Source organism: Haloarcula sp. JP-L23, from assembly GCF_011602445.1.
GTDB classification, from domain to species: Archaea; Halobacteriota; Halobacteria; order Halobacteriales; family Haloarculaceae; genus Haloarcula; species Haloarcula pellucida.
In genome coordinates this window covers 3,155,967-3,179,488 of record NZ_CP050014.1, presented here as the reverse complement: position 1 = coordinate 3,179,488, position 23,522 = coordinate 3,155,967, and the positions used below count along the sequence as shown (strand labels likewise).

Genomic DNA, 23,522 nt, shown 5'->3' with positions numbered 1-23,522 from the left:
AGCGCTCAGATAGCGGTGTCGTGTCGGTCGTCGAAGTTCCGCTGGGCGCGGTACTGGTCGACGAACGCCTCGACGTCGAACTCCAACATCTGGGCCTCGAACTCCTCCATCACGGCGTCGTCCTCGGCGTGGCTGACGGCGTGTTCCATCAGTTCGACGAGCAACTCGACGACGATTTCGTGGAGTCGGCGGGAGTCGAAGTCGGTGACCCACGCCAGTGAGAACCCGACGGCGCCGTCCTCGGCGGCGTCGGCGACGGCGACTTTCTCGGGGAACTCCTCGATGACGACGCCCATGAGGTGGGCCGTCGTGAACTCGTCGTGGTCGTCGGCCGGTTCGATCGTCTCCGTGAGGACCTCCTCCAGAAACTCCGGGACGAAGCGGGCGAGCGGGTGCGCGTCCAGTACGACGGCGTGAGTCGCGCCACACGCGCAGTCGTACTCGCGAATCCCCATGTGCAGGTCGTCGTGGGTGTCGATGACCTCCCCACAGGCGAGTTCGAGTTCGGACTCGCGTCCGCCGGGCACACGCGGTTCTGCCATTGCCAGCGATAGGACACTCGCGGGTTAAAGCCCGCGATACGGCGGGCTGCTCAGAGTCCGGACGGGGCCGCGCTCGACCGAACCTGTAGATACGCAGCGGTCACGGCGGCGATGCCCAGCGTCTGGAAGACGGCCCTGATGACCGTCGCGACGACGTTCAGGACGACCCGACCCGAAATCCCGGCGACGCCCGGGGCGATGTCGAAGAACGTCAAAACCGTCGGGATAGCCGCGACGAGACCGAACAGGCCGAGCACCACCAGCAGGACGATGATGCTCGCGGGGTCGTCCATGAACCGGGCGAAACTGTTCTTCACCGTCGCCCCGTAGCCCCCGTCGTTCAGCGCTATCTCCTGTCGGAGGTAGACGAAGACGGTGAGCAAGACGAGCGAGCCGACCGAACCGACTAACGAGCCGACGCTCCCTACTAGCGGGCCGACTAACTGTCCAGCCAACGGCGCCACCGACCCGAAGACGAACAGCAGGACGGCGACGCCACCGCCGAGGACCAGCACGTGGCTGACTCGCTCGGCCGGCGACTCGACGGCCGTCTCGCTCGGCCCGGCGAAGGTCCTGATCGCCCAGAACCGGACGAACTCGCCGACGAGGACGAGCAGTAGTGCGAGGGCGACGGCGACGCCGAGGCCCACGTCTATCGCCAGCGGATAGTTCCCCGTGAACGAGGCCATCATCTGCTGCTGTTCGGGGGTGTACCCGCCGTTTTCGAACACGAATTGCATCATCTCTTTGGTGAAACTCTCATTGGCGACGAGGCTCCCCAGATTGAGGACGACTAACACGGCGACGACGAGCACACCGGATTCGCTCGTCAGGTCGTCGAATCCGGTTCGGAGGGCGGCACCGATGTCGAGGGACATTGTCGGTTCAGTTCAACTCTCGGAACGTAAATAAAAAATACTGTCTCCGTCGAAGCGCCTGTGACGCCGGTTCAGGGCCAGTCGTCGCGCTCGTCGTCCTCGTTGGCCGTCGCGGCGGGGGCTTCGGGTTCGCCGAGTTCCCAGTCGGCGGCCTCGGCGGCCTGTTCGACTGGCAGGTACTCCCACCCGGCCGTCTCGGCGAGTTCGGCGGCCGCTTCGTCGGTGCCGACGAAGACGTGGCGGTCGGTGTCGAACTGCTCTTTGACGTTGACGAGACTCTCCTCGCGGCCCCGCGGCCCGGAGAAGAAGTCCTGTCGGATGCGATGCTTTCGCGTGAAGTTGGTCACGACGTACGTGGGTTGATCAGAGATGACGCCGACGTACTCGGACCACTGGCGGGCGTCGTTGAAGACGCTGTCCGGGTACGCCAGTTCTTTCAGGGCGTCTAGGTCGAACGCGAGGGTCATGTCGCCGCTGCCGCCGTCCATACGCCGTACTCCGCCGTGCGCGGAAAAAAGGGCGTCGTTCTCGTGTCCTGCCGACGTCCGCCCGGACCGGCACACGATAGCTGGTGTCGGGGAAGCGACGACCGGATACGCGGGCCGGTGTCGCGGAAACCGGAGTCGGAAGCCGCGTTACTCTGCGGGCGCGGCGGTCTGGGCTTTCACTTCTTCGAGGTCGACGTCCTTCTCTAGCAGCAGTTCCTTCTTGTCTGCGACCTGTCGCTCCTCGCGGATGAGCTTCTTGAACTTCGACTGCTGGGAGAGGTCCCCGATGAGCACGCCGCCGACCAACTGCCCGTCCTCGAAGGCCAGTCGGCGCCACTCGCTGTCGGAGTACTTCCGTTCGGCCTCGTCTTCGCCGCGGGCCGGGTGACCGAAGGAGAGGAACGGGAAGTCGAAGTGGGTGATGGAGTACGAGGAGACCCAGCGGAAGGCGTCGGCCTCGTCGTCGGCGACCATGTTCTTGCCGGCGACCGAGCCCTGCTCTTTCGCGGAACCCCACGCGCCGTTCTGGGCCTGCGCGTCGAGGATGGTGTCGTAGAACTGGGTGATGTCTCCCGCGGCGTAGACGTCCTCGACGTTGGTCTGCATGTACTCGTCGACGACGATACCGTCGTCGAGTTCGACGCCGGAACCGCCGAGGAACTCCGTGTTGAAGTCCAGTCCGATGGCGACGCCGGCCCACTCGCCCTCGTACTCCTCGCCGTTCGGGTCGACGGCACCGGTGACGTGGCCGTCGTCGTCGACGGTGAAGTGGTCGACGCCGGAGTCGAAGACGGGTTCGACGCCGTTCTCGCGCAGGGCCTCGTGGATAATCTCCGCGCCGTCCTCCGAGAGCGCGTAGCGCCACCAGCGGTTGCCGCGCATGAGGTACTTCGCGTCGATTCCCTGTGCGGCACAGACGGCGGCGAGGTCGATGCCGAGCAGGCCGGCACCGACGATGATGCCCTGATCGGCCTCTTCGGCGTGTTCGGCGATGCCGCGGGCGTCCTGGAACGTCCAGAAGTGGTGGATACCGTCGGCGTCGCTGTTCTCGACGGGGACCTGTGCGGGGGTGCCGCCCGTAGCCACGAGGAGCTTATCGTACTCGTAGGTCGTCCCGCTGTGGGTGTTGACCTCGTGGGCGTCGGGGTCGATGTCGGTCACGTGGGTGTTTAGCTGGAGGTCGATGTCCCGCTCGTCGTACCACTCGGGCTCGTGAATGGAGATGGGCGCCTCGGGGAGTTTCCCCTTCGCGAACTCCTTGATGAGGATGCGGTTGTACAGGGCTTCGCCCTCGTCGGTGATGACGGTGACGTCTGCGTCTGGGTCTTCCTCGCGGATCGTCTCGGCCGCGGACGCTCCCGCGATACCGTCTCCGATTATCACGTGCGACGTGCTCATGTTCGGTGGGTAGGAAATCGGGCTTAATGTGGATTGCTATCTCCGTATCGACCGTGATACCTCGCCCGAACTCGCCGAAATCCGGGGGTAGTCGGGGCATTGAAGACGTTCGCGCCCCAAGCACGGGTGATGAAACTCCGTCAGAACGTCAAACACTTCGCGGCCAAACAGGCGCTGACGCTCCCAGTGGTCGGTGACAAAGTCAACGACCGGTTGGTCGACCTCCACACGAACGTGTTCGCCGAGAAGGCCGACCCGGCCCGGGCTGACGAACGCCGGCCCCACTTAGACGACTTCTTCGACGCGACGATGAACACCTACGTCGCGGCCCTGGAGTCGGGCTATCCGGAGGCCGAGGCCCGCGAGATAACCCACATTCAGGCCAACTTCGACTTCTACAACCACGGCTGGACCGAGATGATGGAGTTCCCCAGCGACGAACTCGAAGTGCACTACGAGCGATACGACGAGTTCTTCGCGCGCTACGACATCACCATCGACGACCCACTCGGGAAGTTCAGACCGGCCGACGGCATCACCGAGGCACCGTCGACGCCGGAGAAACTCGACGACCCGGACCACCCACACGCCGAGGGCGGGTTCGCCGACGACGTCTACGTCGAGACGGCCGACGGCGAGGTAGTCGTCGGCGGGCAGGCGGAACCGGAGGACGTCAGTCCGTCGGAGGCGCCCGGCGTCGACGACGAGACGGCCGACTGAGGCTCCTCGCGTCGGTCGGTCCAGCGCCGTCGAAACTCGAACGCCGCCAGCGGCGCCACCAGACTGCCGTCTCGTGGTACCCCGCGACGGCGAGCGCCTGACGGCGGTGCATACCCCTCCGTGAGCACCCGTGACAAAGAGTGCGGGCGCAGCGAGCCGTCAGCTATCCCTGTGCGGTCGTCTGGTCGGACCCATCGACTGGTATCGCCGTCTCGACGCGTGTGAGTGCGACGAGTTCGGTGCGTCCCTCGGGCGCGGCCGTCGAGTCGTCGACTATCTGGTAGCTGCCGGTGACGCTGAACGCGTACACGCCCGGCGACAGCGAGACGTCGAGGTACTTCACGTTGTCGTCGTTCGGCGTCGGTCCGGAATGTGAGGGTATCTTCCAGCGGTACGTCTCGCCCGGGTCGAGGAGGTAGAGCGGTTCCCGTATCGGCCCGTTGGGTGCGACCTTCGTCCACTCGCCGTCGCCCTCGAAGCGGTGGAGCGACCAGTCGTAGGGGTTGACCCCGAACGTCCACGCCGAGCGATTGTAGAGGCCGAACGACAGCGTCTCCACGTTGTCGTCGCCGCCGTACGGGTCGAACACCTCCGGTTCGGCCGTCAGGACGACGGCCTCGTCCGTGGCCGTGTGGTAACAGACGCTCTGGTCGGCCGCGTCGTCGAACGACGGACACTCGAAGCCGTCGAAGACGTCCGTCGCGTCCGGCACGTCGACCCCCGGCGTCCGCTCGTCGGTGGTCACCGTCGGTTCGTCAGTACTCGTCACGGTGTCGTCGCCCGAGGGCGTGTTCGCTGGCGGGTCGTCCGTCGAGAGACACCCGGCGCTCCCGAGGACGGCGCCGACGGTGGCGAGGAGGGTACGTCGCTGCACGTCTCGGACGACGGCGGCACGAAATAAAACCCTTCAGAACGCTCAAACACCGGCTTGACCCTCTCGTCGGTCGTCCGCTCAGCACGTACCAGACGTTCGCGAACACCGTCAACGACCCCTCTGCGGTCCAGCGCAGCGTCAGGCGAAACGGCTTCACGGGGGTGCCGTCGTCTAGGCGGAGTCGGGGGCGAGTCGGAGGACGACTCGGCCGACTGGACGTGTCCACACACCGCCTGGTCCGTCCGGCGGTCGAAACCGGGAGCAGATCTCGTCGTCGAAGCGGTCCGTCGAGACCGGGACGTCCGACGGCACCGGAGCGGGCGTCGTCACCGACGGCGCATCGCCGACCGCGACGGCCCGGACTGACGAGAGTTGGGGGTCCTCACTCGGTGGTCGGCGTCGCGCGGTCAGTCGCGGCGTCCACGCGGCCGTCGATGCGGTCGGCGCACTCGTAGCCCGCGACGACGCCGCCGTTGAGCGAGCGCTCCGGGTACTGCGCCTTCGAGGCCATCCCGGCGTAGTAGACGCCCTCGGCCACCGCGTCGCCGAGGTCGTAGGGGACGACCATGTCGACGTACCCGCGCTCGTAGATGGGCGCAGTGCGAGGGTTCCGGGCGGTGCGGATCCAGTTGACCGACTCGCGGTCGAACTCGGGAACAGGCCCTCGATGCCCGAGAGCCACGTCTCCCGGACCTCGTCGTCGTCCTGTTGCCAGACGTCCTCCTCGGGGGACTGGATGTAGCGGGCGACGTACAGCAGGTGTTCGCCGCCGTAGCGCTCGGCCGGGACGAAGTTGGTGTGCTCGATGAGCGCGCCGAAGGGGGCCTCGTCGGCGATGTTGAGCCAGTAGGTGTCCATCAGGGACTCGTCCATGCTGACGACCGAACACACCGTCCCTTGGAAGTCGATGTCACAGGGGTAGCCGGTGAGGTCTTCGAGGACGTTCGGCATCGTCGCGACGACGACGCTGTCCACGTCGTGGGTCGTCGTCTCGCCGCCGCGTTCGGTGGTGAGACTCGCCACTTCGCCGCCCGCCGTATCGAGGTCGGTCACGCGCGTGCCGGTCTGGATGTTCTCGCGGCCGACGGCCTCGACGAGGGCGTCCAGCAGACGGCCGAACCCGCCGTCGAGATAGCCCAGCACCTCGCCTTTCAAGATATCTCGCTCCCCGCGGAACTTGATGCGACCCAGTAGCCACGCCGCGCTCACGTCGTCTTTCCGGTCGCCGAACTTCGCGTCAAGCAGCGGTTCGAAGAACGTCTCGTAGACGTTCTGCGTGGTGTGTTCCCGGGCGAACTGCTCGACGGGGACGTCCTCGAAGTCGGACAGTTCCTCGTAGGTGTCGAACTTCGGGACGCCGCCGCGCACGTCGATATCGAGCGTGAGCATCCCCAGACGGAACTTATCGTAGAGGCTCCAGTGGGGGAACGAGAGAATCTCCCACGGCTTGTCCATCGGGTGGACGACGCCGTCGACGTAGTAGGCGTTCTTGCCGATGCGCCACTCGACGTCCTCGCCCAGCCCCAGTTCCTCGGCGAGTTCGACGATGGTCTCTTCGGACTTCGAGAGGTGGTGATAGAACTTTTCGATGGGGTCTCCCGCCGTCTCGTACACCGCGGCCAGACCGCCGAGGTCGTCGCTCGCCTCGAACACGCGGACCTCGTGGCCGCGTTGCTGGAGGCGGTACGCCGCAGAGAGCCCCGCGATGCCGCCGCCGACGACGCCGATCATACGCGAGAGTATCAGTCGTCGTGGGATTTACTTTGTGCTTCGGCGGCCGGACCGTTCGTGCTCTCCGTATCGGCCCGCGGCGACTCCGTTTCGGGTCGCTCGCTCGTCCGCTGGAACTCGAGGATAGCGACGGTCCCGGTCGGGTCGTTGTCCTCGAACCAGACTTTCCCCCCGTAGAGGTCCATCATCACGGAGACGAAGTAGAGACCGAACCCGCCGCCCGTCTGGTTCGGGGTGAGCGTGCGCTCGAACATCGTCGCCTTCAGGTCGTCGGAGATGCCCGGCCCGTCGTCGGCGATACGGAGCTGGACCCAGTCGCCCGCCTTCTGTGTCGTGATGGTGACGTGAGGGACGCCGTCGTTGTGTTCGACGGCGTTCTCGACGACACTCAGCAGTACCTCTTCGGCGAGTTCGTTCGCCAGCACTCGCTCGTCGTTGACGTCGACGCCGATCGTAGCGGCTGGCCACTCGCTGCTGACTGTCTGTGCCACGCGCCGGAGTATCTCCCCCAGTTCGATCACTTCCAGTCGCTCGCTCTCGCTCGCGGTCACCGTCTCGTTGATGTCCCGAATCGTCTCGCTGGTCGCTGCGAGTTTCTCACACCACGCCGTGATGCTGTCGAGGTGTCGCTGCTGGTCCGCGGAGACGTGGTCGTGGAGGTGTTCCGAGCGGCCACGGATTACCAGCATCCCGTTTCGCAGCGAGTGTCTGAGAACGCCGTTGAAGAACTCTATCTGTTCTGTTCGTCGCTGGACGGCGGTGCGGCTCTCGCGGAGTTCCCGCTCCCGGGCGACCTGATCGAGTGCGACCTGTGTCGTCCGAGCGAGTATCTCGGCGTACTGCTTGTCCTCCGGCGCGTACGTCCGCTCCTCGGAGCCGATGGCGACGACACCGTGATCGCCGATCGGGATCATGAGCGCCGTCTTCAGTTCGCAGACTCCGCCGCCCTCGAACGAGACGATGCGGCGTTCGCCCGTCTCGTAGGTCTGCCAGAGGCTGTCGTCGGGCATCTCCTCGGGGTCGACGTACAGCAACTCCTCGTCGACGTAGTCTTCCACCTGATCGCTGACGGCGGTCGGTTCGAGGTGGCCCTCGTCGTTACAGAGGAAGACACCGGCGGCGTTCTGATCGAGGGCGCGTGTCGCGAAGTCGACGGTCAGACGAGCGACGGTCTCGGGCTGGTTGGCCTCGATGAAGTGTCTCGTCGCCGTCTGGAGCGTTTCGAGTCGGTCTTGCCGGCGTTGCTGTCCCGTCACGTCACGCAACAGGACGAGCCGTCCCCGGACCGTCCCGCGCTGGTCAGTGACGGTACGCGTCTGTGGGTCGAAATAGGCGGCATTCTGTCCAATCGTGAGGACGCCGCCCTGATTGATTTTCTCGAGGAGCCCCGGTGCGACGTCGTCCACGTCGGCCCCCTCGATGTCCTCGCCGTCGGCTATCACCGTTGCGGCGGCCGGGTTGTAGTCGATAATCGTCTCGTGGCGGTCCAAGACGAGGACGGGGTCGGGAAGTTCGTCGACCACCAGGTCACCGGCGAGGGGTGCGACGGAGAGGAAGTCATAGCGAAACAGGGCGATGCCGACGAGCAGACCGTTGAACGCGAAGGTGAGCGGTGCGACGTTGAGCCCCGGATGTGGCGTCACCCCGAAGACGAACAGGACGTGGACTCCGGCGGTGACCAGACCGGCGACGAGGACCACGAACGTCTGTTTGCGGTGAAGGTTTCGCGTCCGGAGGAGGAACTCCCCAAGGAGTCCGTACCCGACGGCGATGAGCGAGAGAGAGACGGCGGTCTGTGCAGTGTACACCGGTCCGGTCTGGCCGACGAAGAACGTCTGTCCGTCGACGATCGAGAGCGTCACGTCGGCGACGACGAGACCGTGAAGCGGATTCGTCAGCGCCAGCACGGCGTACGTAGACGGGACGAACAATATCGCCCCCACTCGGGCGGGTGTGAGCCACGTCCGCCGACCCGTATATACCAGCGCGAACACGACCCAGAGACCGACTATCAGGCCGGAGGCGGCCCGTATCGCGAGAAACAGGGCCATCGCGACGGCCGAGTCGGTCGTGACGACCCACGCCGCACCGAGGAAACACCAGCCAGCGGCGGCGGCCATCAACCACCCGAACGGGACGGCCCCGGCGACCGAGCGATTGCGCCAGGCGGCACCGGCGAGCCCTGCACTGATGACTCCCCCGACTACGCTCCCCACCACCACGGCGATACCGACCTCGACTGCCATCCCCTATCTACCGGTACCACCGCAGTCCGGGATTTATTGTTTTGGGCCGCGTTCTCAATCGTGAGAGTCGAGCGACGGGTCGCTGTGGCGGTCCGCTACCTTTTTGACCACACTGGAAAAATTCGCAGGCATGCTCACCGTCCGGGCACCGGCCACGAGCGCGAATCTCGGCAGTGGCTTCGACGTCTTCGGCGTCGCGCTGGAACGGCCCGCCGACGTCGTCCGCCTCTCGAAGGCCGACCGGACGACTATCGACGTGACCGGTGCCGGGAGCCAGTTCATCCCCGAGGACCCGGAGAAAAACACCGTCGGCGCCGTCGCCGAGGCGCTAGAGGCCCCGGCACACATCGAGATAGACAAGGGCGTCCGTCCGGCGTCGGGACTGGGGTCGTCGGCCGCAAGCGCCGCCGCCGCGGCCGTCGGCCTCAACGAACTGTACGACCGCGGCTACTCCCGGGAGGAACTGGTCCCCATCGCCGCGAAGGGCGAGGCCGTCGTCTCCGGCGACGCCCACGACGACAACGTCGCGCCCTCCATCATGGGCGGCTTTACCATCGCTACGGAGTCGGGCGTGCGACAGGTCGACGCCTCGATACCACTGGTCGCCTGTCTCCCCGACATCGTCGTCTCCACCCGCGACGCCCGGCGCGTCGTCCCGGAGAACGCCCGCGTCGACCAACTGGTCGAGACCGTCGGTAACGCCGCGACGCTGACGACCGGGATGCACCGGGACGACCCGGAACTCGTCGGCGAGGGGATGCACGACACCGTCGTCACGCCCGCCCGGGCGAAACTCATCGACGGCTACGAGTCGGTCCGCGAGGCCGCACTCGACGCCGGTGCGACGGGCGTCACCATCTCCGGGGCCGGCCCGACGGTCATCGCCGCTTGCGAGGACGCCGACCAGCGGGCCATCGCCAGCGCGATGCTCGACACCTTCGGCGACCGCGGCATCGACGCGCGGGCGTATCAGACCCGCATCGGTCGCGGCGCGCAGATATTCTGAGCTACAACAGGCCGAGGTCGCGTTCGGTCGGCGTCTCTTCGACGGCCGTCCCGCAGTCGGGACAGCGTTCCATCTCGCTGACGATGAACGTCTTCTCACACTCCGGGCACGTCCGGAGCGACGACGCGTCCTCCGGCGAATCTGTCGATCGACCCGCGTCCCGTCCCGGCCCGCCGACCAGCGACTTGAGTCGCTCGCTGAGTTTGTGGCTCATTGTCATGTATGGCTGGTGACTGGGTGTAAATGTCTTTTGGCCAACAGTTGGGGGAGGGTGGTGTCGCCGCCGCTCGTTTCGGGTGAGCAACTATGTCGCCGTCGTCCACCTCGCGCAGACAACCTCGAAGGCATCCACAACGTCGCCGAGACGGCCGTCGACGCCGACCTCGACAGCCCCGTCTTTCTTCGAACCACGCCGTCGGGATGGTCGAGGTCCGAAACGCGCCCGACGTGTACCGCGACACGGGCGTCCGCGCGGGCCACGACGAACCCCGCCGACCGGACTCCCGGTACGGACTCAGAGCTACGGCGAGGCGTGGGACGAGCCACCGGCCTGAGTAGCAGCGACCGGGCACACACTCTTTGTGGTGGCCCGTACGACAGTCGATATGGACTACACTATCGTCCTCTGTGACAACAAGACGGTCGACCCGACGACGCAGTCGGAGATTCTAGAGGCCGCGGGCGCGACCATCGAACTGCTAGACGAGAAGACCGACGCCGCCGTCACCGAGGCCGTACAGGGTGCCCACGGTATCATCGTGGACGCGGCGACGCCCGTCACGGCTGCGGCGCTCTCGGGTACCGACACGCTGCAGGTCGTCGGCCGGGCCGGCATCGGCGTCGACAACATCGACGTCGACGCGGCCGCCGAGAACGGGATCACCGTCGTCAACGTCCCCGACTACTGTCTCGACGAGGTGTCGACGCACGCGCTCTCGTTGTTGCTGGCCTGCGTGCGAGCGATACCCCACTACGACCGCGAAATCTCCGAAGGGACGTGGGACTGGCGGACCGGTCGCCCGCTTCACCGGATGCGGGGCCGAACACTCGGCCTCGCCGGGTTCGGTGCCATCGCCCGTCGTCTGGCGTCGAAACTTCGCGCCTACCAACTGGACGTCGTCGCCTACGACCCGAACGTCGACGCGGCGACGATGCGGGACTACGGCGTCGAGAAGGTACCGTTCGACGCGATGCTGGACCGTCTCGACTACCTCTCGATCCACGCCCCCCTGTTCGAGGAGACCCGCCATATGTTCTCGACCGGGGAGTTCGAACGACTCGAAGCGGCCATCGTCGTCAACACCGCCCGCGGCCCGGTCGTCGACGAGGACGCCCTCGTGTCGGCCCTAAACGACGGGTCCGTCGCGAAAGCGGGGCTAGACGTGCGGGCCGAGGAACCACCGGGCCCGGACGACCCGCTCGCGGGCCGGGACGACGTAATCTGTACGCCCCACGTCGGCTGGTACTCCGAGGAGAGTCGGACCGATCTCTCGCGCGGCGTCGCGAGCGACGTCGCTGCCGTCTTGCGGGGCGAGGACCCGGCGAACCCGATAGACCCCGAGACGCCGTGGATCTGAGCTGGCGGGTTACCCGCCCTGTACGTACTCGTTGCGCGTGTCGTTCAGCACTTCCTCCGCGTGGCCCGACGGGTCGGCCATGTCCGGGTCGTAGACAGCCTTGACCTCGCCGTTGGACAGCACGAACGTCCGTCGGTCGGTCCACCCCGAACTGACGTCGAGACCGAACGCCTCCGCGACGGTTCCGTCGGGGTCGGCCAGCAGGTCATAGCGGATCCCTTCCTCCTCGGCGAACTCGTCGTGTGTCTGGAAACCGTCCATCGAGACGCCATAGACCGTGATGTCGACTTCGCGGAACTGCGGGAGCACGTCCTGAAACTCCCGTGCTTCGATGGTACACCCGCCGGTGAAGTCTTCGGGGTAGAAGTACACGACCGTCGGGTCGTCGAACTCCGGCGTCACCGTCTCGCCGGACTGGTTCGGAGCGCTCACGTCGGGTGCTGGGTCGCCTGCTTCGAGCATACCGGCCTCTGGGCAGCCGCAGTTTTACGGATTTGGATCGGGGCAGTCCGCCACGCGAGGGCTACGAGCGACTGCCCAGTCGGTCCCGGGCCGGGCGCGTTTGGACAACCATTTAACGAGCGCGGGAGAACCCGCGTCCATGTCGAATCCACGAATCCTGATTCTCGGGCCGCCGGGCGCCGGCAAAGGCACACAGAGCGTCAACCTCGCCGACACCTACGGTGTCGAGCACATCACGACAGGCGACGCCCTGCGGGCGAACAAGGACATGGACATCAGCGACATGGACACCGAGTACGACACGCCGCGGGAGTACATGGAGGCCGGTGACCTCGTCCCCGACGCCGTCGTCAACGCCATCGTCGACGAGGCGCTCTCCCAAGCCGACGGGTTCGTGCTGGACGGCTACCCGCGCAACCTAGAGCAGGCCGAGGAACTCGAAGGCATGACCGACCTCGACGTGATTCTCTCGCTCGACGTCTCCCGCGAGGAACTCGTCGACCGCCTGACCGGCCGCCGCGTGTGTGACGACTGTGGCGCGAACTACCACGTCGAGTTCAGCCCGCCCGAAGCGGAGGGCGTCTGTGACGAGTGTGGCGGCGACCTCGTCCAGCGCGAGGACGACAACGAGGAGTCGGTGCGCAACCGACTGGACGTCTTCGACGAGAACACCGCGCCGGTCATCGCCCACTACGAGGACCACGAGGGCTTCGTCGCCATCGACGGCGAGCAGACCCCCGACGAGGTCTGGGACGACATCGAGAACGCGGTCGATGCACACGCAGAATAAACGTTGATAAGTCGTCACTGCTGAACACAGTACAATGGCACGCACCGCGCCGAAGGTAGAACGACTCGCCGACGAGGGCGAAGCAATGACCGACGCACTCGCAGCGGTCCTCTCCGTCGCCGAGGAGAAAGGGACCGTCACGTGGAGTGACGTCAGCGACGACATCACCAGCGGCGAGTGGGGGCGACTCATCGAGTCCGGCCTCCTCGTCGACGCCGACGGCGAGGGGTTCGTCGTCGACGACCCGGAAGGCGTCCACGAAGCGCTCGAAGAGGCCGACGCCGCCCCCGCAGAGGACGACGACGACGGCAGTTGGTCCACGTGGGACAAACTGGCCGGCCTCGCGACGCTCGGCCTCTTCGCCGGGTACTCGCTCACCTCCGTCCGTGACGCCATCGGCGGCGTCATCGACATCGCGCTGGGACCGCTGGCCGAGGTCGTCCCCTTCTACGTCGTCATCCTCGTGCTGGCCGTGTTCACGGGCTCTACGTCCTCGATTCTGCAGGACCAGCTGATGGACATGTCCGGGATGGGCGACCATCAAGAGAAGATGCAGGACCTCAAAGAGCGCCGCGAGGCCGCGAAGGAACGCGGCGACGACGAGGCGCTGGACCGCCTCGAAGAGGAACAGATGGAACTGATGACCGACCAGATGGGCATGTTCAAACAGCAGTTCCGCCCGATGGTCTGGATCATGCTCATCAACATCCCCATCTTCCTGTGGCTCTACTGGATGGTGTTCGGCGCCGGGATGTCCCTGGAGGCACCGGTCGTCACGTTCCCGATACTCGGTGACGTCGGCTCGTGGCAAGAGGGCGCCGCCGGGCCGCTGCAGGCGTGGATCCTCTGGTACTTCCTGTGCTCGCTGTCGTTCACCCAGATCATCCGGAAGGCGCTGAACGTCGAGACGACGCCGACCGGTAGCTAACCCGTTCGCGACGGGGTCGGTTCTCCGTCGCCTCGGCGCTACACCGACTCCGTATCCAGCACACTTTGGTTCAGCCGCGCGAAACGGCGTTCAAGGACCCCGCCGACGGCACACTACGAAGCGACCGGGACGTTCTCTCGGCCGAGACGCGGCGGACGCTGGGTGACGACTGCGACCTATACGCTGTTGTGACTCGGGCGTGTCCAGACTCTTCGTCAGTTCGTTCGGGGCCGCCTCGCTGCCGGTGACTCGTTTTCGCCCGGCATCATCGCGCTTAGTGTCGGGGCTTGTACCGGTGTTGCGGCGGTACTTTGTGAACCTCGTGCCGACGGACTCGTCAAGCGTCGCGACTGGTGTGGTGGCGCTGCGTTACGCGACGTTCGCGATGCGCGTGACGAATTCGTTCGATGCCGATGCGGTCCGAAGACACAACTCCTTTTATCGCCACCTTCGGAGAGTAGCTATGTTGATCACCGTCTCTGGTCCCGCTGGCAGCGGGAAGAGCACGCTCGCGAAGAGTCTCGCCGACGCCCTCTCCTACGACCACGTCAGCGGCGGCGACATCTTCCGCTCGCTGGCCGAGGAACGCGGGATGACGCCGCTGGAACTGAACAAGGCCGCCGAGGAGGACGACCAGATAGACCGCGACCTCGACCGACGACTCCGGGACATCGCCGCCGAGCGGGACGACCTCGTGTTGGAATCTCGCCTCGCTGGCTGGATGGCCGGGGAATACGCCGACATCAAACTCTGGCTCACCGCGCCACTCGACGTCCGTGCCGACCGCATCGCCCAGCGCGAGAACAAGCCCTTCGAGCAAGCCCGCACGGAGACCAGAGAGCGCGGCGAGAGCGAGGCCCAGCGCTACAGCGACTACTACGACATCGACTTCGACGACCTCTCTATCTACGACCTCTCGGTCAACACTGCCCGCTGGGACCCGCAGGGCGTCCTGAGCGTCTCGCTTCACGCCATCGACTCCTACCGTCCGGAGGGCGACGAGGGGAAAGCACCCATCGAAGACATCCGGTACGAGTTCTGATTCGATGACGCTCCGTGGCCCACCCGACGACCGCGACGTCGACGCCCTGCTCTCCTTTGGCGTCGTCAACCTCGATAAGCCCCCCGGCCCCTCCGCCCATCAGGTCGCCGCGTGGGTCCGGGACGCCACCGGACAGGACCGGGTGGCCCACGGTGGCACGCTCGACCCGAAGGTCACGGGCTGTCTCCCGATTCTACTCGGCGACGCCGCCCGCGCGGCCCGCGTCTTCGACGAGGCTATCAAGGAGTACGTCGCCGTGTTGGAACTCCACGACCGCGCTCCCGCGGACTTCGGGACCGTCGTCGCCGAGTTCGAGGGCGACATCTACCAGAAACCACCGCGAAAGAGCGCCGTCAAGCGGCAACTGCGGACCCGACGGATTCACGACCTCGACGTTCTCGAACGCGAGGACCGCCGGGCGCTCCTTCGCGTGCGCTGTGCCTCGGGGACCTACATCCGCAAACTGTGTCACGACATCGGACTGGCGCTCGGGACGGGCGCGCACATGGGCGACCTGCGCCGGACTGCCACAGGCACCTTCGACGACGCCGACCTCGTGACGATGCACGACCTCGTCGACGCGCTCGCCGTCGCCGAGGCTGGCGAGGCGACGCCGCTCCGCAAGGTGGTCCAGCCAGCGGAACGCGCTCTCGTCGCGCTTCCAGCGGTGACAATCGCCCCCAGCGCTGCCCGTGCGGTGGCCGACGGCGCGCCGGTGTACGCCCCCGGTGTCATCGACGTCGGTCCCGCCGAGGTCGGTGGTGCCCCGCCGGAGGAAGGGACACTCGTCGCCTGCTACACGCCGGACGACGCGGCCGTCTGTCTCGGCACGCTGGTCGGGGACCCCGAGGCCGACGCCGGGACCGTCGTCGAACTCGAACGCGTCCTCGTCTGACGCCTCGAATCTGACTGATAAGCCGGTCTTACCACGCGAATGGCGGCCGGCGGTGCCGGTAATTTCCGAGTTACCTACTGCGTGGTCCCCGCCTAGATACCGATGGGAGTATCGACCGGGCACGCAGCGGTCGTCATCGCCAACGCATCACCGGGAAGTATCGCCGCCGTCCGCTCGCTGGGCCGGTGCGGGGTCGATACGATCGTCGCGTCGGACATCACCGTGCCACCGAGTGCCCGCTCGCGCCACTGCGACGAGTTCGTCCCGCTTCCGGAGCCGACAGACCCCGACGACTACGCGGCGGCACTCCTCTCGCTGGCCCGTCGGCCCGACGTCCGAACTATCCTCCCCGGGCGCGAACAGGACATCTTCGTCCTCGCGAGCCACCGCGACGCGTTCGCCGACCACGTGACACCGTTCTGGCCGGAGTTCGAGACGGTCCGGGAGACACACGACCGGTTGTCGCTGTTCGCGACGGCGGCGGCGGCCGACGCCCCAATCCCGACGACCGAACCGCTGGACGCGGTCACGGACTGGTCCGGCGAGCGTATCGTCAAGTCGCGGTACGCGCTGCTGACCGACGCGTACGACCGAACTATCCCCTCACGCGACCTACACAAGCCGCCGTCGACGGTGTACCTCGAACCGGGCCAGACACCCGACCGACAGGCGCTCGTCGAGCGAATGGAACACGTGCCGGTCGCACAGTCGTACGTCGGGGGAACGGAGTACTCCTTCCGGGCGCTGTACGATCACGGCGACCCGGTGCTGACGAGCCAGATTCGCCAGCACCGCGGCTACAAGTACACCGGCGGCGCCAGCGTCTACCGGGAGTCCATCTTCGACCCGCGTCTCGAACGGTCCGGACGCGCGCTGCTGGACGCACTCGACTGGCACGGCCCTGCGGAAGTGGAGTTCCGTCGCCCAGCAGACGGCGACGAGTATCTCCTGATGGAGGTCAACCCGCGGCTCTGGGCCTCGCTGTCCTGTGACATTCGCGCCGGGGTCGACTATCCGTGGGTGCTCTGGCGCCTCGCCGGCGACGACCCGGTGCCCGAGACCACCGACTACGAGACGGGCGTCGGGACGCACCTCCTCCGTGGTGAGGTGTCCTATCTCTACAGCCTCTGGACACACGACTGCCCACTGGTCGACCCGCCCAGTCCATCGACGGCGCTCTGGAACCTCATCGCGTCGTTCCGCCGCCACCCCGACTGTGACTACCTCTCGCCGTCGGACCCGTGGCCGTTCGTCCGCGACACTCGTCTGGCCGTCCGGTCGCACCTCCCGTGACCGCGCCACACCCCACCACGGCGCCGCCGAAGCGAAGCCCTTAATTAAAACACCCTCCTCCTCCCGAGTGCGGGACCGTGGGGTAGCGGTATCCTCTGCCGATGGGGTCGGTAGGACCTGAGTTCGAATCTCGGCGGTCCCACTCCAACTTTACTCAGACGCCGACACCGGTACGCTCAGCGTTGTTTCTCCGTAGCTCGGATCGGAATCAGAACATGTCGTATATCTCTCCGGCGAAGAATTCGGCGTTTTCGTGGCCGTGATACTGAATCTGTTCAGCTTCTCTATCGTAGTCGACCCAGCCTCTGCTGGTGAGTTTCGGTAGATGGGTGTGATGGAGTTGTACCCGTACCTGCTTGCGGCATTGGTCTGGAACTCGCTTCTCGATGTAGGTCACCAGTTCGGCTACTTCCGCAGTATCCTCTTCGAGACAGTCCTCGAAATAGTGGATTATTTCCCGCCGAACATGATGGCTCAAGGTGTCTAAGAGGTCGTTTATCGCGGGGGCCTTGTTCGGATAGCAGTCCTGAAGCGACATCTGGATGGCGTGATTTTACAACCACGGTGATAAACGCTCCGACCGTTAACTAGTAACACGATTGTACGCTGACTATAGGATCCGCATATCTCATCTCCTGCCGCGGTTTCATTCGAGTGGGACACCGGGAATCCGATGCCACGCCCGACGCAATCCGTTCGAGGGCAAAGCCGTCGCAGTTCGAGCTGGAGCGGGACTCCATCTGGCCGATACGTTCGGAGAGCAATACGGCGGCGGTACGGGTCGACGATGCCGATATCGGGGGGTCGTGTTCAACGTCGAACTCCGGAGCGGCGTCAGTCCCCGACGAGAGACGCATCGTTGCCGAGGTACCTGACAGGTAGGTCGTCGTCGGTAGCCCGAAAACGTCGTGAGGCACTCGCCCGCTGTAGTCTGCGAGCGGCAGCTGTCAGTTCGTGTGTGTCGACGGCGGCCGAATCGGGACGTGGGAGCCGAGCTATCGCCGCGTGATTTCGATGAGGCCGCGCTGTATCGCGTCCTCGAACCGCTCGTCTAAGCGCATCGACTCCCAGTCTTCGGGGAGTTCGTCGTCGGGAAGCGAGTTCAGGGAGTCGACGAGCGAGCGATGGAGAAAGCGGCCGTTCCGGCCGCACTCGTCACAGGTCCGGATGATAGACCGGATTTCGAACGGGCGCTCGACCGTCGTTTGGCAGTTCGAACAGACGTACGTCTCGGACACGAGACGGGATTGTACCTCCACCCATTCGTGTGTTGTGACTCGCGGGCGGGTCGTCCGGTGCTCACACGCTTGATTCCACTGGATAGGTGTCAGAACTCATTTGTAACCCCGGTCTGATTGAGACGCTGGGGTTACCACAGATGATCTCTGGTACGGGGGTAAGATCCCTGCTGTTGCAGACTGGAATCGGACCGATAGATGCGATCATCGGTCTGTTCGTGAGTATCGTACTCGGAATCGTGAACTTCGCCGCGCAGGTCTTGCCGACGGTGTTGCTGGCGCTGCTCGTCCTCGGCGTGGGGTACGTCGTCGCCGACCGTCTCGACACGTTCGTCTTCGAGTGGGCGCTCGAAAACGACGTCGACGGAAAGGCCGGTGACACACCGGCGAGCACAGTCGTCGCGGACGAGGACGGCGTCGCCACCGCCGCCGGGCAGTTGGTTCGGTATCTGGTGCTGGTGGTGGCCGTCGTGGCCGCGATTCGCGTCCTGAATCTCTCTGAACTGCAGGAACTGCTCGACATCGTCATCGGCTACGTGCCGAACGTCGTCGCGGCGGCCGTGTTACTGGTCGTCGGGTTCGGTGTGGGGCGCATCGTCCGGTCGCTGGTGCCGGGACTCGTCGACCGGACAGACCTCGGAGACTCGTTCCCGACGACGCACTTCGGCCGCGTCGTCGACGCCGATGGGGGAACCGTCGGTCGACTCGCCGGCATCGCCGTCGAGTACTACGTCTATCTCGTGACGCTGTACGTCGTCGCGGCCACGCTGGCAATCGGGTCGGTCGCCGGGGTACTCGGTGCCGCCGTCAGTTACGTCCCGACACTGCTCGGTGCGCTGGTGTTGCTCCTGCTGGGGGCCATCGTCGCCGACTACGTCGGGACCGTGGTCCGTGGCGTCGACGAAGTCGCTGACTCGCCGTTCGAGTCCCTCGTCACCGGCGGTGTGCAGGCCGTCGTCTACCTGTTCACCGTCGTCATCGCACTGGATGTCGCAGGCGTCGACGCGACCCTTCTGGGACTGCTGTTGCTCGCGGTCGTGCTCCCTGTGGGACTGGCGTTCGCGCTGGCCTTTGGCCTCTCGGTGGGCTACGGCGGGCAGGACTACGTCGAGCAGTACCTCGGCACCGACGAAGCCGCGGAGTAAGGCGCTGCCTTCGAGGACGGCCGGTTCGGCCGTCGATTCGACCGACGCCGACACCGCTCTTGCAGTCCTGTCGATAGACCGACCGAGAGCGACGCGCTCGTGACCGCGTCGGTCACGCTGTCGACGCCCGGCGAAGGGCTGGAAAAACGAGGCTCGGTTTCGCTCGCCGACTCAGTCCCACTTCGCGCCGGGGTTCGTCACGGCGCCGTTCGCCGCCGACCCGAAGTCGCGGTGATACTTCGCCAGCACACCGTTCGTGTAGGTCGGTTCGGGGTCGTCGCGGTCGGCAAGTCGCTGTTCGATTTCCTCGTCAGAGAGGTCGATCGACAGTTCGTGGTCGTCGATGTCGATGGTGATGGTGTCGCCGTCTTCGAGGGCGGCGATGGGGCCGCCGACGAAGGCTTCGGGGGCGACGTGACCGATCGAGAAGCCGCGGGTCGCACCGGAAAACCGGCCGTCGGTCAGCAGCGCCACGTCCTCGGAGTGGCCCTGTCCGGCGACGGCGGAGGTGACGCCCAGCATCTCGCGCATACCGGGGCCGCCGCGGGGCCCTTCGTTGCGGATGACGATGGCGTCACCGGTCTCGACGTTCCCCTCCTGCACGTACTGCATGGCGCTCGACTCCTCCTCGAACACGCGGACGGGACCCTCGTGGTGGAGGTGATCCTCGCCGGTAATCTTGATGACCGCGCCGTCGGGCGCGAGGTTGCCCGAGAGGATGCGGATGGCCCCGCGCTCGTGGATGGGGTCGTCGACGGGGTAGAGGTAGTCGACGTCCAGCTCGTCGATGCTCGGCGGGTCGACGGCTTCGAGTTCCTCGGCCATCGTGTTGCCGGTCACCGTCAGCGCGTCGCCGTGGAGGAGGTCGGCATCGAGCAGGGCCTTCAGCACCACGGGAACGCCGCCGACCTCGTGGAGGTCGTTCATCACGCGCTCGCCGCCTGGCTGGAGGTCCGCAATCTTGGGGGTGCGAGCGCTGATGTCGTTGAACCGCTCGATGTCGAGGTCGACGCCGGCCTCGGCGGCCAGCGCCAGCAGGTGGAGGACGGCGTTGGTCGACCCGCCGACGGCCACCTGTAGCGCGATGGCGTTCTCGAAGCTCTCGATGGTGAGGAAGTCGGAGGGGCGTCGGTCGTTCTCGACGACGTCGAGGACGAGTTCGCCGCTCTCGCGGGCCACGTCGTAGCGCGACTCGTGTTCGGCCGGCGGGGAGGCGCTGCCCAGCGGTGCGAACCCGAGTGCTTCGGAGATGGAGGCCATCGTGTTCGCGGTGAACATCCCGCCACAGGACCCGGCCCCGGGACAGGCGTTGCGCTCCATCTCGTCGAGTTCGTCCTCGGACATGTCGCCGTCGGCGACGGCACCGACGCCCTCGAAGACGTTCTGGATGGTTATCTCACGGCCGCCGTGCTCGCCGGGCATGATAGAACCGCCATAGAGGAAGACGCTCGGGAGGTCGGTGCGGATGGAGGCCATCATCATCCCGGGCATGTTCTTATCACAGCCACCGATGGTGACGAGGCCGTCCATGCGCTCGCCGAACGAGACGAGTTCGACGGAGTCGGCGATGACCTCCCGGGAGATGAGCGAGGCCTTCATCCCTTCGGTCCCCATCGAGATGGCGTCGGAGATGGTGATGGTCCCGAACTCGATGGGCATCCCGCCGGCGTCGTCGATACCTTCGTAGGCGGCGTCGGCGACGTCGTCTAAGTGGACGTTACACGGCGTGATGTCGGCGGCGGGGTTGGCGACGCCGACCATCGGCGAAGCGAGGTCCTCGTCGTCGTAGCCCATCGCGCGGAACATCGCCCGGTGGGGGGCTTTCTCGATGCCCTCGGTGACTTCGTTACTCCGGAGGTCCGGGTCCTTCTCCGAACGCTCGCGGCGTTCCTGCTGGCTCATACCCCGAGGAACGCCGCGGGTGGTCTTAAACGCCTTGACTACCGTGTTCGCTCCCCGGTAGCCGGCGGCGCTTTCGGACCGTCGCTCATCCAGAAAATGTTTGTTTGAAAAGTGAATTCAAGACTCAGTAAATTATTTATAACGGTTAATCCATCAGTAAGTGGGTAGCAACCATGACATGGGATAACGGTCTGGAACGACGAACGTTCCTCAAAGGTATCGGTGCATCGGCCGCAGCAGGTGGGTTGCTTGCCAGTGTGTCGACGCCGGCACTGGCAGGTGAAAACTACGCGGACAGCGACAAGGACGCACTGACTGGCACGCCGAACGGCGCTGGTGACGCCGTTGCGACGGTCAATCAGTACCCGAACTACAACCACGGAAACTGGTTCGGTACGGTCATCGAGGAGGTCAACGCGCTCGACTTCCACGTCGAGATGCTGCGGGACCTCCACGTGATGATTTACGACGACGACTGGGGCATCACGAAGGACGTCCGCAACGACGCGGCCGGCAGCGAGGTCAGCGTGCAGTCGAGTACGGTTCCGACGGTGAACATCCACAACTGGTTCGAGTTCTCTTCGGGCAGTAGCTCCTACTACAGCGACCTCTATCAGGACGTCATCGTCAGCGCCAACCGGCCGGCGCTACACGTCCGGAACGAACTCCAGCACAACGAGGCAAACGGGCACACCGCCTTCACGCTGGTCAACCCCGACATCGACGACGGCGATTCGGCGGGCAGCGGCGACAGTGGCGAAGTCGTGAGCGCGAACGGCTACGAGTTTTTCGTCGCCAGCGACGGGAACTACTATCTCGCGGCCGCCCAGCACCGACCGTCCACCGGAAAGTCGAGTTGGGACGGTCACCGCGTCGGGTCGACCAGCGATAAGACCGCGTGGGACGACATCTACACGGACAACGACGGGTGGATAGACGAGAACAGTTCGAACTCCGGCAACATCGACTGTGGCGGTGGACTCTGGCACTCGACGGATACGAACGTCGTCTGGGAGACGGTCGTCGGCTTTGGCACGAGCAAGAGCGAGGCCATCCAGAACGCCACCGACTCGCTGAACGCCGGTTGGTCGGCGGAACACTCGGACTTCGAGACGGCGTGGCAGGACTGGCACGACACGGTGCACTCCGCGCCCACTGGCGACGCGACGGCCGACGCGATGTACGAGCAGTCACTGACCGCGATGAAGGCCAGCGAGGACTCCTCGGGAGCGAGCGTCGCAGGCCTGTTCGAGCCACACGGCGACCAGTACACGTACGTGTGGCCCCGCGACCAGACCATCACGGCCCAAGCGTGGCTCTCGGCGGGCGCGTATCACGAGGCGAAGAACGCCCTCGCCTGGCTCGACGACGCCCAGATAAAGACGGATACGTGGGTCGAGGCCGAGGGACCGGTCGTCCACGACGACGACAACGTCATCAATCGCAAGGGGACGTGGTGGCAGAACTACAAGGTCGACGGGACGAAGAACTGGACGATGCTTCAGGTCGACCAGGTGGGCGGCCCCATCTACGTTCACTGGCTCTGCTGGCAGGAGATAGACGGCGGGTCGACGAGTTCGGCCATCCTCGACGACCACTACCAGATGTCAAAACTGGCCGCCGAGTTCCTGCTGGGCTACGACAACACCTACGGGATGGTGGACAAGCACAACGACCCGTGGGAGGAAGACTGGGGCTACTCGACCGAGGGCTGTGCGGCGGCCATCGCCGGCCTCCGCTGTATGGCCGAACTGGCCGACGCGAAGGGCGAGACGAGTTTCGCCGACCAGTGTCGCAACACGGCCGACACGTGGGCGTCTAACTTCAGCGACTACTGCCACTACGACACCGCCGACTACGGGACGACGATGGTCTCTGTCTCCGGCGCCGAGTGGGACGCGACCCGCGGCGACATCCCGGACGCCGCCGCGTTCATGGCTCACTGGCCGTGGAACGTCGTTTCCGGAACCTCCGTCGAGGTATCGGACACGCTCGACTCCATCGACAGCACGTGGAACGCGACGAACACGCCGTGTATCGACCGCTATCCCGGCGACGACTACACGCCGACCGACGCCGACGAGGACGGCGGATGGCCGCTGTGTGAGGCCTACACCGACGTGGCCCGCTGGCAGGAGGGCCGCAACCCGAACGCCGTCTCGGACTACGTCTACGACCACGCCGAGCAGTGGCGGACCGCCGGCGGTTTCCTGCCGGAACGGGTCGACGGCGACGGCAACGTCCGATGGAACAGCCACCTCAACTGGTCGCAGGCGATGTACGTTCTCCTGACGGAAGCGGACGTCCGCGGCGCACCGTTTGGCTACGCGCCCAGTAGCTGAAGCCGTCGGTCCGTCGTCGGTGACT

21 protein-coding genes, 1 tRNA gene and 1 pseudogene are annotated in these 23,522 nt (G+C 65.7%); 11 read left to right on the top strand and 12 right to left on the bottom strand.

What is annotated here, in order from left to right:
* Nucleotides 1–5: 5 nt before the first annotated feature.
* The 4 genes from G9465_RS16680 to G9465_RS16665 form a co-directional block, all read right to left on the bottom strand.
* Complete coding sequence (locus tag G9465_RS16680; RefSeq protein WP_166972025.1) at nucleotides 6–542, bottom strand: DUF5815 family protein; 537 nt, start codon at nucleotides 540–542, stop codon at nucleotides 6–8.
* A 50-nt stretch (nucleotides 543–592) separates the two neighbouring features.
* Nucleotides 593–1,420, bottom strand: a complete 828-nt coding sequence (locus G9465_RS16675; protein WP_166972023.1) for a hypothetical protein — start codon at nucleotides 1,418–1,420, stop codon at nucleotides 593–595.
* A 71-nt stretch (nucleotides 1,421–1,491) separates the two neighbouring features.
* Entirely contained in the window at nucleotides 1,492–1,908 is a 417-nt protein-coding gene (locus tag G9465_RS16670) for a hypothetical protein (protein WP_166972021.1), read from the bottom strand.
* 147 nt (nucleotides 1,909–2,055) lie between these two features.
* On the bottom strand, nucleotides 2,056–3,306 hold the full coding sequence (locus G9465_RS16665) for an NAD(P)/FAD-dependent oxidoreductase (RefSeq protein WP_166972019.1): 1,251 nt from the start codon (nucleotides 3,304–3,306) through the stop codon (nucleotides 2,056–2,058).
* A gap of 129 nt (nucleotides 3,307–3,435) precedes the next feature.
* On the opposite strand from G9465_RS16665, the gene G9465_RS16660 reads away from it, so the two are divergent.
* Nucleotides 3,436–4,026: a DUF6149 family protein gene (locus tag G9465_RS16660; protein WP_166972017.1), complete on the top strand. Its 591-nt coding sequence runs from the start codon at nucleotides 3,436–3,438 to the stop codon at nucleotides 4,024–4,026.
* Between the two features lie 163 nt (nucleotides 4,027–4,189).
* Here the strand turns inward: G9465_RS16660 and G9465_RS16655 are convergent, their stop codons facing one another.
* The 3 genes and pseudogenes from G9465_RS16655 to G9465_RS16645 form a co-directional block, all read right to left on the bottom strand.
* A complete protein-coding gene (locus tag G9465_RS16655) occupies nucleotides 4,190–4,900 on the bottom strand; it encodes a hypothetical protein (protein ID WP_166972015.1) in 711 nt (236 codons plus the stop codon).
* A 382-nt stretch (nucleotides 4,901–5,282) separates the two neighbouring features.
* A pseudogene (locus tag G9465_RS16650) lies at nucleotides 5,283–6,631 on the bottom strand (NAD(P)/FAD-dependent oxidoreductase).
* Nucleotides 6,632–6,642: 11 nt separating this feature from the next.
* On the bottom strand, nucleotides 6,643–8,877 hold the full coding sequence (locus G9465_RS16645; RefSeq protein WP_166972013.1) for a histidine kinase N-terminal 7TM domain-containing protein: 2,235 nt from the start codon (nucleotides 8,875–8,877) through the stop codon (nucleotides 6,643–6,645).
* Nucleotides 8,878–9,007: 130 nt separating this feature from the next.
* On the opposite strand from G9465_RS16645, the gene G9465_RS16640 reads away from it, so the two are divergent.
* Nucleotides 9,008–9,883: a homoserine kinase gene (locus tag G9465_RS16640; RefSeq protein WP_166972011.1), complete on the top strand. Its 876-nt coding sequence runs from the start codon at nucleotides 9,008–9,010 to the stop codon at nucleotides 9,881–9,883.
* Between the two features lies 1 nt (nucleotide 9,884).
* Here G9465_RS16640 and G9465_RS16635 read toward each other — a convergent pair whose 3' ends face one another.
* Nucleotides 9,885–10,097, bottom strand: coding sequence for a hypothetical protein (locus G9465_RS16635; protein ID WP_166972009.1), 213 nt, complete (start codon nucleotides 10,095–10,097; stop codon nucleotides 9,885–9,887).
* A gap of 391 nt (nucleotides 10,098–10,488) precedes the next feature.
* Between G9465_RS16635 and G9465_RS16625 the strand changes: the two genes are divergently transcribed.
* Entirely contained in the window at nucleotides 10,489–11,460 is a 972-nt protein-coding gene (locus G9465_RS16625) for a C-terminal binding protein (RefSeq protein ID WP_166972007.1), read from the top strand.
* A 9-nt stretch (nucleotides 11,461–11,469) separates the two neighbouring features.
* Here the strand turns inward: G9465_RS16625 and G9465_RS16620 are convergent, their stop codons facing one another.
* On the bottom strand, nucleotides 11,470–11,922 hold the full coding sequence (locus G9465_RS16620; RefSeq protein WP_166972005.1) for a peroxiredoxin: 453 nt from the start codon (nucleotides 11,920–11,922) through the stop codon (nucleotides 11,470–11,472).
* A 139-nt stretch (nucleotides 11,923–12,061) separates the two neighbouring features.
* Between G9465_RS16620 and G9465_RS16615 the strand changes: the two genes are divergently transcribed.
* The 6 genes from G9465_RS16615 (at nucleotide 12,062) to G9465_RS16590 (ending at nucleotide 17,012) form a co-directional block, all read left to right on the top strand.
* Nucleotides 12,062–12,712, top strand: coding sequence for an adenylate kinase (locus G9465_RS16615; protein WP_166972003.1), 651 nt, complete (start codon nucleotides 12,062–12,064; stop codon nucleotides 12,710–12,712).
* A gap of 34 nt (nucleotides 12,713–12,746) precedes the next feature.
* Nucleotides 12,747–13,640 carry a DUF106 domain-containing protein gene (locus G9465_RS16610; RefSeq protein ID WP_166972001.1) on the top strand — a complete coding sequence of 298 codons (894 nt, stop codon included), beginning with the start codon at nucleotides 12,747–12,749 and terminating at the stop codon, nucleotides 13,638–13,640.
* 463 nt (nucleotides 13,641–14,103) lie between these two features.
* Nucleotides 14,104–14,682 (top strand): (d)CMP kinase, encoded by a 579-nt coding sequence (gene cmk, locus G9465_RS16605; protein WP_166971999.1) that lies wholly within the window; start codon nucleotides 14,104–14,106, stop codon nucleotides 14,680–14,682.
* A gap of 4 nt (nucleotides 14,683–14,686) precedes the next feature.
* On the top strand, nucleotides 14,687–15,577 hold the full coding sequence (locus G9465_RS16600) for an RNA-guided pseudouridylation complex pseudouridine synthase subunit Cbf5 (RefSeq protein WP_166971997.1): 891 nt from the start codon (nucleotides 14,687–14,689) through the stop codon (nucleotides 15,575–15,577).
* 102 nt (nucleotides 15,578–15,679) lie between these two features.
* A complete protein-coding gene (locus G9465_RS16595; RefSeq protein WP_166971994.1) occupies nucleotides 15,680–16,870 on the top strand; it encodes a carboxylate--amine ligase in 1,191 nt (396 codons plus the stop codon).
* A gap of 71 nt (nucleotides 16,871–16,941) precedes the next feature.
* Nucleotides 16,942–17,012 (top strand) — tRNA-Pro (locus tag G9465_RS16590).
* Between the two features lie 66 nt (nucleotides 17,013–17,078).
* On the opposite strand, the gene G9465_RS16585 is transcribed toward G9465_RS16590, so the two are convergent.
* Complete coding sequence (locus tag G9465_RS16585; protein ID WP_166971992.1) at nucleotides 17,079–17,408, bottom strand: hypothetical protein; 330 nt, start codon at nucleotides 17,406–17,408, stop codon at nucleotides 17,079–17,081.
* A gap of 457 nt (nucleotides 17,409–17,865) precedes the next feature.
* On the bottom strand, nucleotides 17,866–18,108 hold the full coding sequence (locus G9465_RS16580; RefSeq protein ID WP_166971990.1) for a hypothetical protein: 243 nt from the start codon (nucleotides 18,106–18,108) through the stop codon (nucleotides 17,866–17,868).
* 140 nt (nucleotides 18,109–18,248) lie between these two features.
* On the opposite strand from G9465_RS16580, the gene G9465_RS16575 reads away from it, so the two are divergent.
* Nucleotides 18,249–19,253 (top strand): hypothetical protein, encoded by a 1,005-nt coding sequence (locus G9465_RS16575; RefSeq protein WP_166971987.1) that lies wholly within the window; start codon nucleotides 18,249–18,251, stop codon nucleotides 19,251–19,253.
* Between the two features lie 171 nt (nucleotides 19,254–19,424).
* Here the strand turns inward: G9465_RS16575 and ilvD are convergent, their stop codons facing one another.
* On the bottom strand, nucleotides 19,425–21,155 hold the full coding sequence (gene ilvD, locus G9465_RS16570; RefSeq protein WP_166971984.1) for a dihydroxy-acid dehydratase: 1,731 nt from the start codon (nucleotides 21,153–21,155) through the stop codon (nucleotides 19,425–19,427).
* A 173-nt stretch (nucleotides 21,156–21,328) separates the two neighbouring features.
* Between ilvD and G9465_RS16565 the strand changes: the two genes are divergently transcribed.
* A complete protein-coding gene (locus G9465_RS16565; RefSeq protein ID WP_166971981.1) occupies nucleotides 21,329–23,497 on the top strand; it encodes a glycoside hydrolase family 15 protein in 2,169 nt (722 codons plus the stop codon).
* Nucleotides 23,498–23,522: the final 25 nt, after the last annotated feature.

What these genes read in the sequence shown, in the direction of transcription:
- G9465_RS16680 (WP_166972025.1), bottom strand. Translation starts at nt 542, where the DNA reads ATGGCAGAACCGCGTGTGCCCGGCGGACGCGAGTCCGAACTCGAACTC.
- G9465_RS16675 (WP_166972023.1), bottom strand. Translation starts at nt 1,420, where the DNA reads ATGTCCCTCGACATCGGTGCCGCCCTCCGAACCGGATTCGACGACCTG.
- G9465_RS16670 (WP_166972021.1), bottom strand. Translation starts at nt 1,908, where the DNA reads ATGGACGGCGGCAGCGGCGACATGACCCTCGCGTTCGACCTAGACGCC.
- G9465_RS16665 (WP_166972019.1), bottom strand. Translation starts at nt 3,306, where the DNA reads ATGAGCACGTCGCACGTGATAATCGGAGACGGTATCGCGGGAGCGTCC.
- G9465_RS16660 (WP_166972017.1), top strand. Translation starts at nt 3,436, where the DNA reads ATGAAACTCCGTCAGAACGTCAAACACTTCGCGGCCAAACAGGCGCTG.
- G9465_RS16645 (WP_166972013.1), bottom strand. Translation starts at nt 8,877, where the DNA reads ATGGCAGTCGAGGTCGGTATCGCCGTGGTGGTGGGGAGCGTAGTCGGG.
- G9465_RS16640 (WP_166972011.1), top strand. Translation starts at nt 9,008, where the DNA reads ATGCTCACCGTCCGGGCACCGGCCACGAGCGCGAATCTCGGCAGTGGC.
- G9465_RS16635 (WP_166972009.1), bottom strand. Translation starts at nt 10,097, where the DNA reads ATGAGCCACAAACTCAGCGAGCGACTCAAGTCGCTGGTCGGCGGGCCG.
- G9465_RS16625 (WP_166972007.1), top strand. Translation starts at nt 10,489, where the DNA reads ATGGACTACACTATCGTCCTCTGTGACAACAAGACGGTCGACCCGACG.
- G9465_RS16620 (WP_166972005.1), bottom strand. Translation starts at nt 11,922, where the DNA reads ATGCTCGAAGCAGGCGACCCAGCACCCGACGTGAGCGCTCCGAACCAG.
- G9465_RS16615 (WP_166972003.1), top strand. Translation starts at nt 12,062, where the DNA reads ATGTCGAATCCACGAATCCTGATTCTCGGGCCGCCGGGCGCCGGCAAA.
- G9465_RS16610 (WP_166972001.1), top strand. Translation starts at nt 12,747, where the DNA reads ATGGCACGCACCGCGCCGAAGGTAGAACGACTCGCCGACGAGGGCGAA.
- cmk (WP_166971999.1), top strand. Translation starts at nt 14,104, where the DNA reads ATGTTGATCACCGTCTCTGGTCCCGCTGGCAGCGGGAAGAGCACGCTC.
- G9465_RS16600 (WP_166971997.1), top strand. Translation starts at nt 14,687, where the DNA reads ATGACGCTCCGTGGCCCACCCGACGACCGCGACGTCGACGCCCTGCTC.
- G9465_RS16595 (WP_166971994.1), top strand. Translation starts at nt 15,680, where the DNA reads ATGGGAGTATCGACCGGGCACGCAGCGGTCGTCATCGCCAACGCATCA.
- G9465_RS16585 (WP_166971992.1), bottom strand. Translation starts at nt 17,408, where the DNA reads ATGTCGCTTCAGGACTGCTATCCGAACAAGGCCCCCGCGATAAACGAC.
- G9465_RS16575 (WP_166971987.1), top strand. Translation starts at nt 18,249, where the DNA reads ATGATCTCTGGTACGGGGGTAAGATCCCTGCTGTTGCAGACTGGAATC.
- ilvD (WP_166971984.1), bottom strand. Translation starts at nt 21,155, where the DNA reads ATGAGCCAGCAGGAACGCCGCGAGCGTTCGGAGAAGGACCCGGACCTC.
- G9465_RS16565 (WP_166971981.1), top strand. Translation starts at nt 21,329, where the DNA reads ATGACATGGGATAACGGTCTGGAACGACGAACGTTCCTCAAAGGTATC.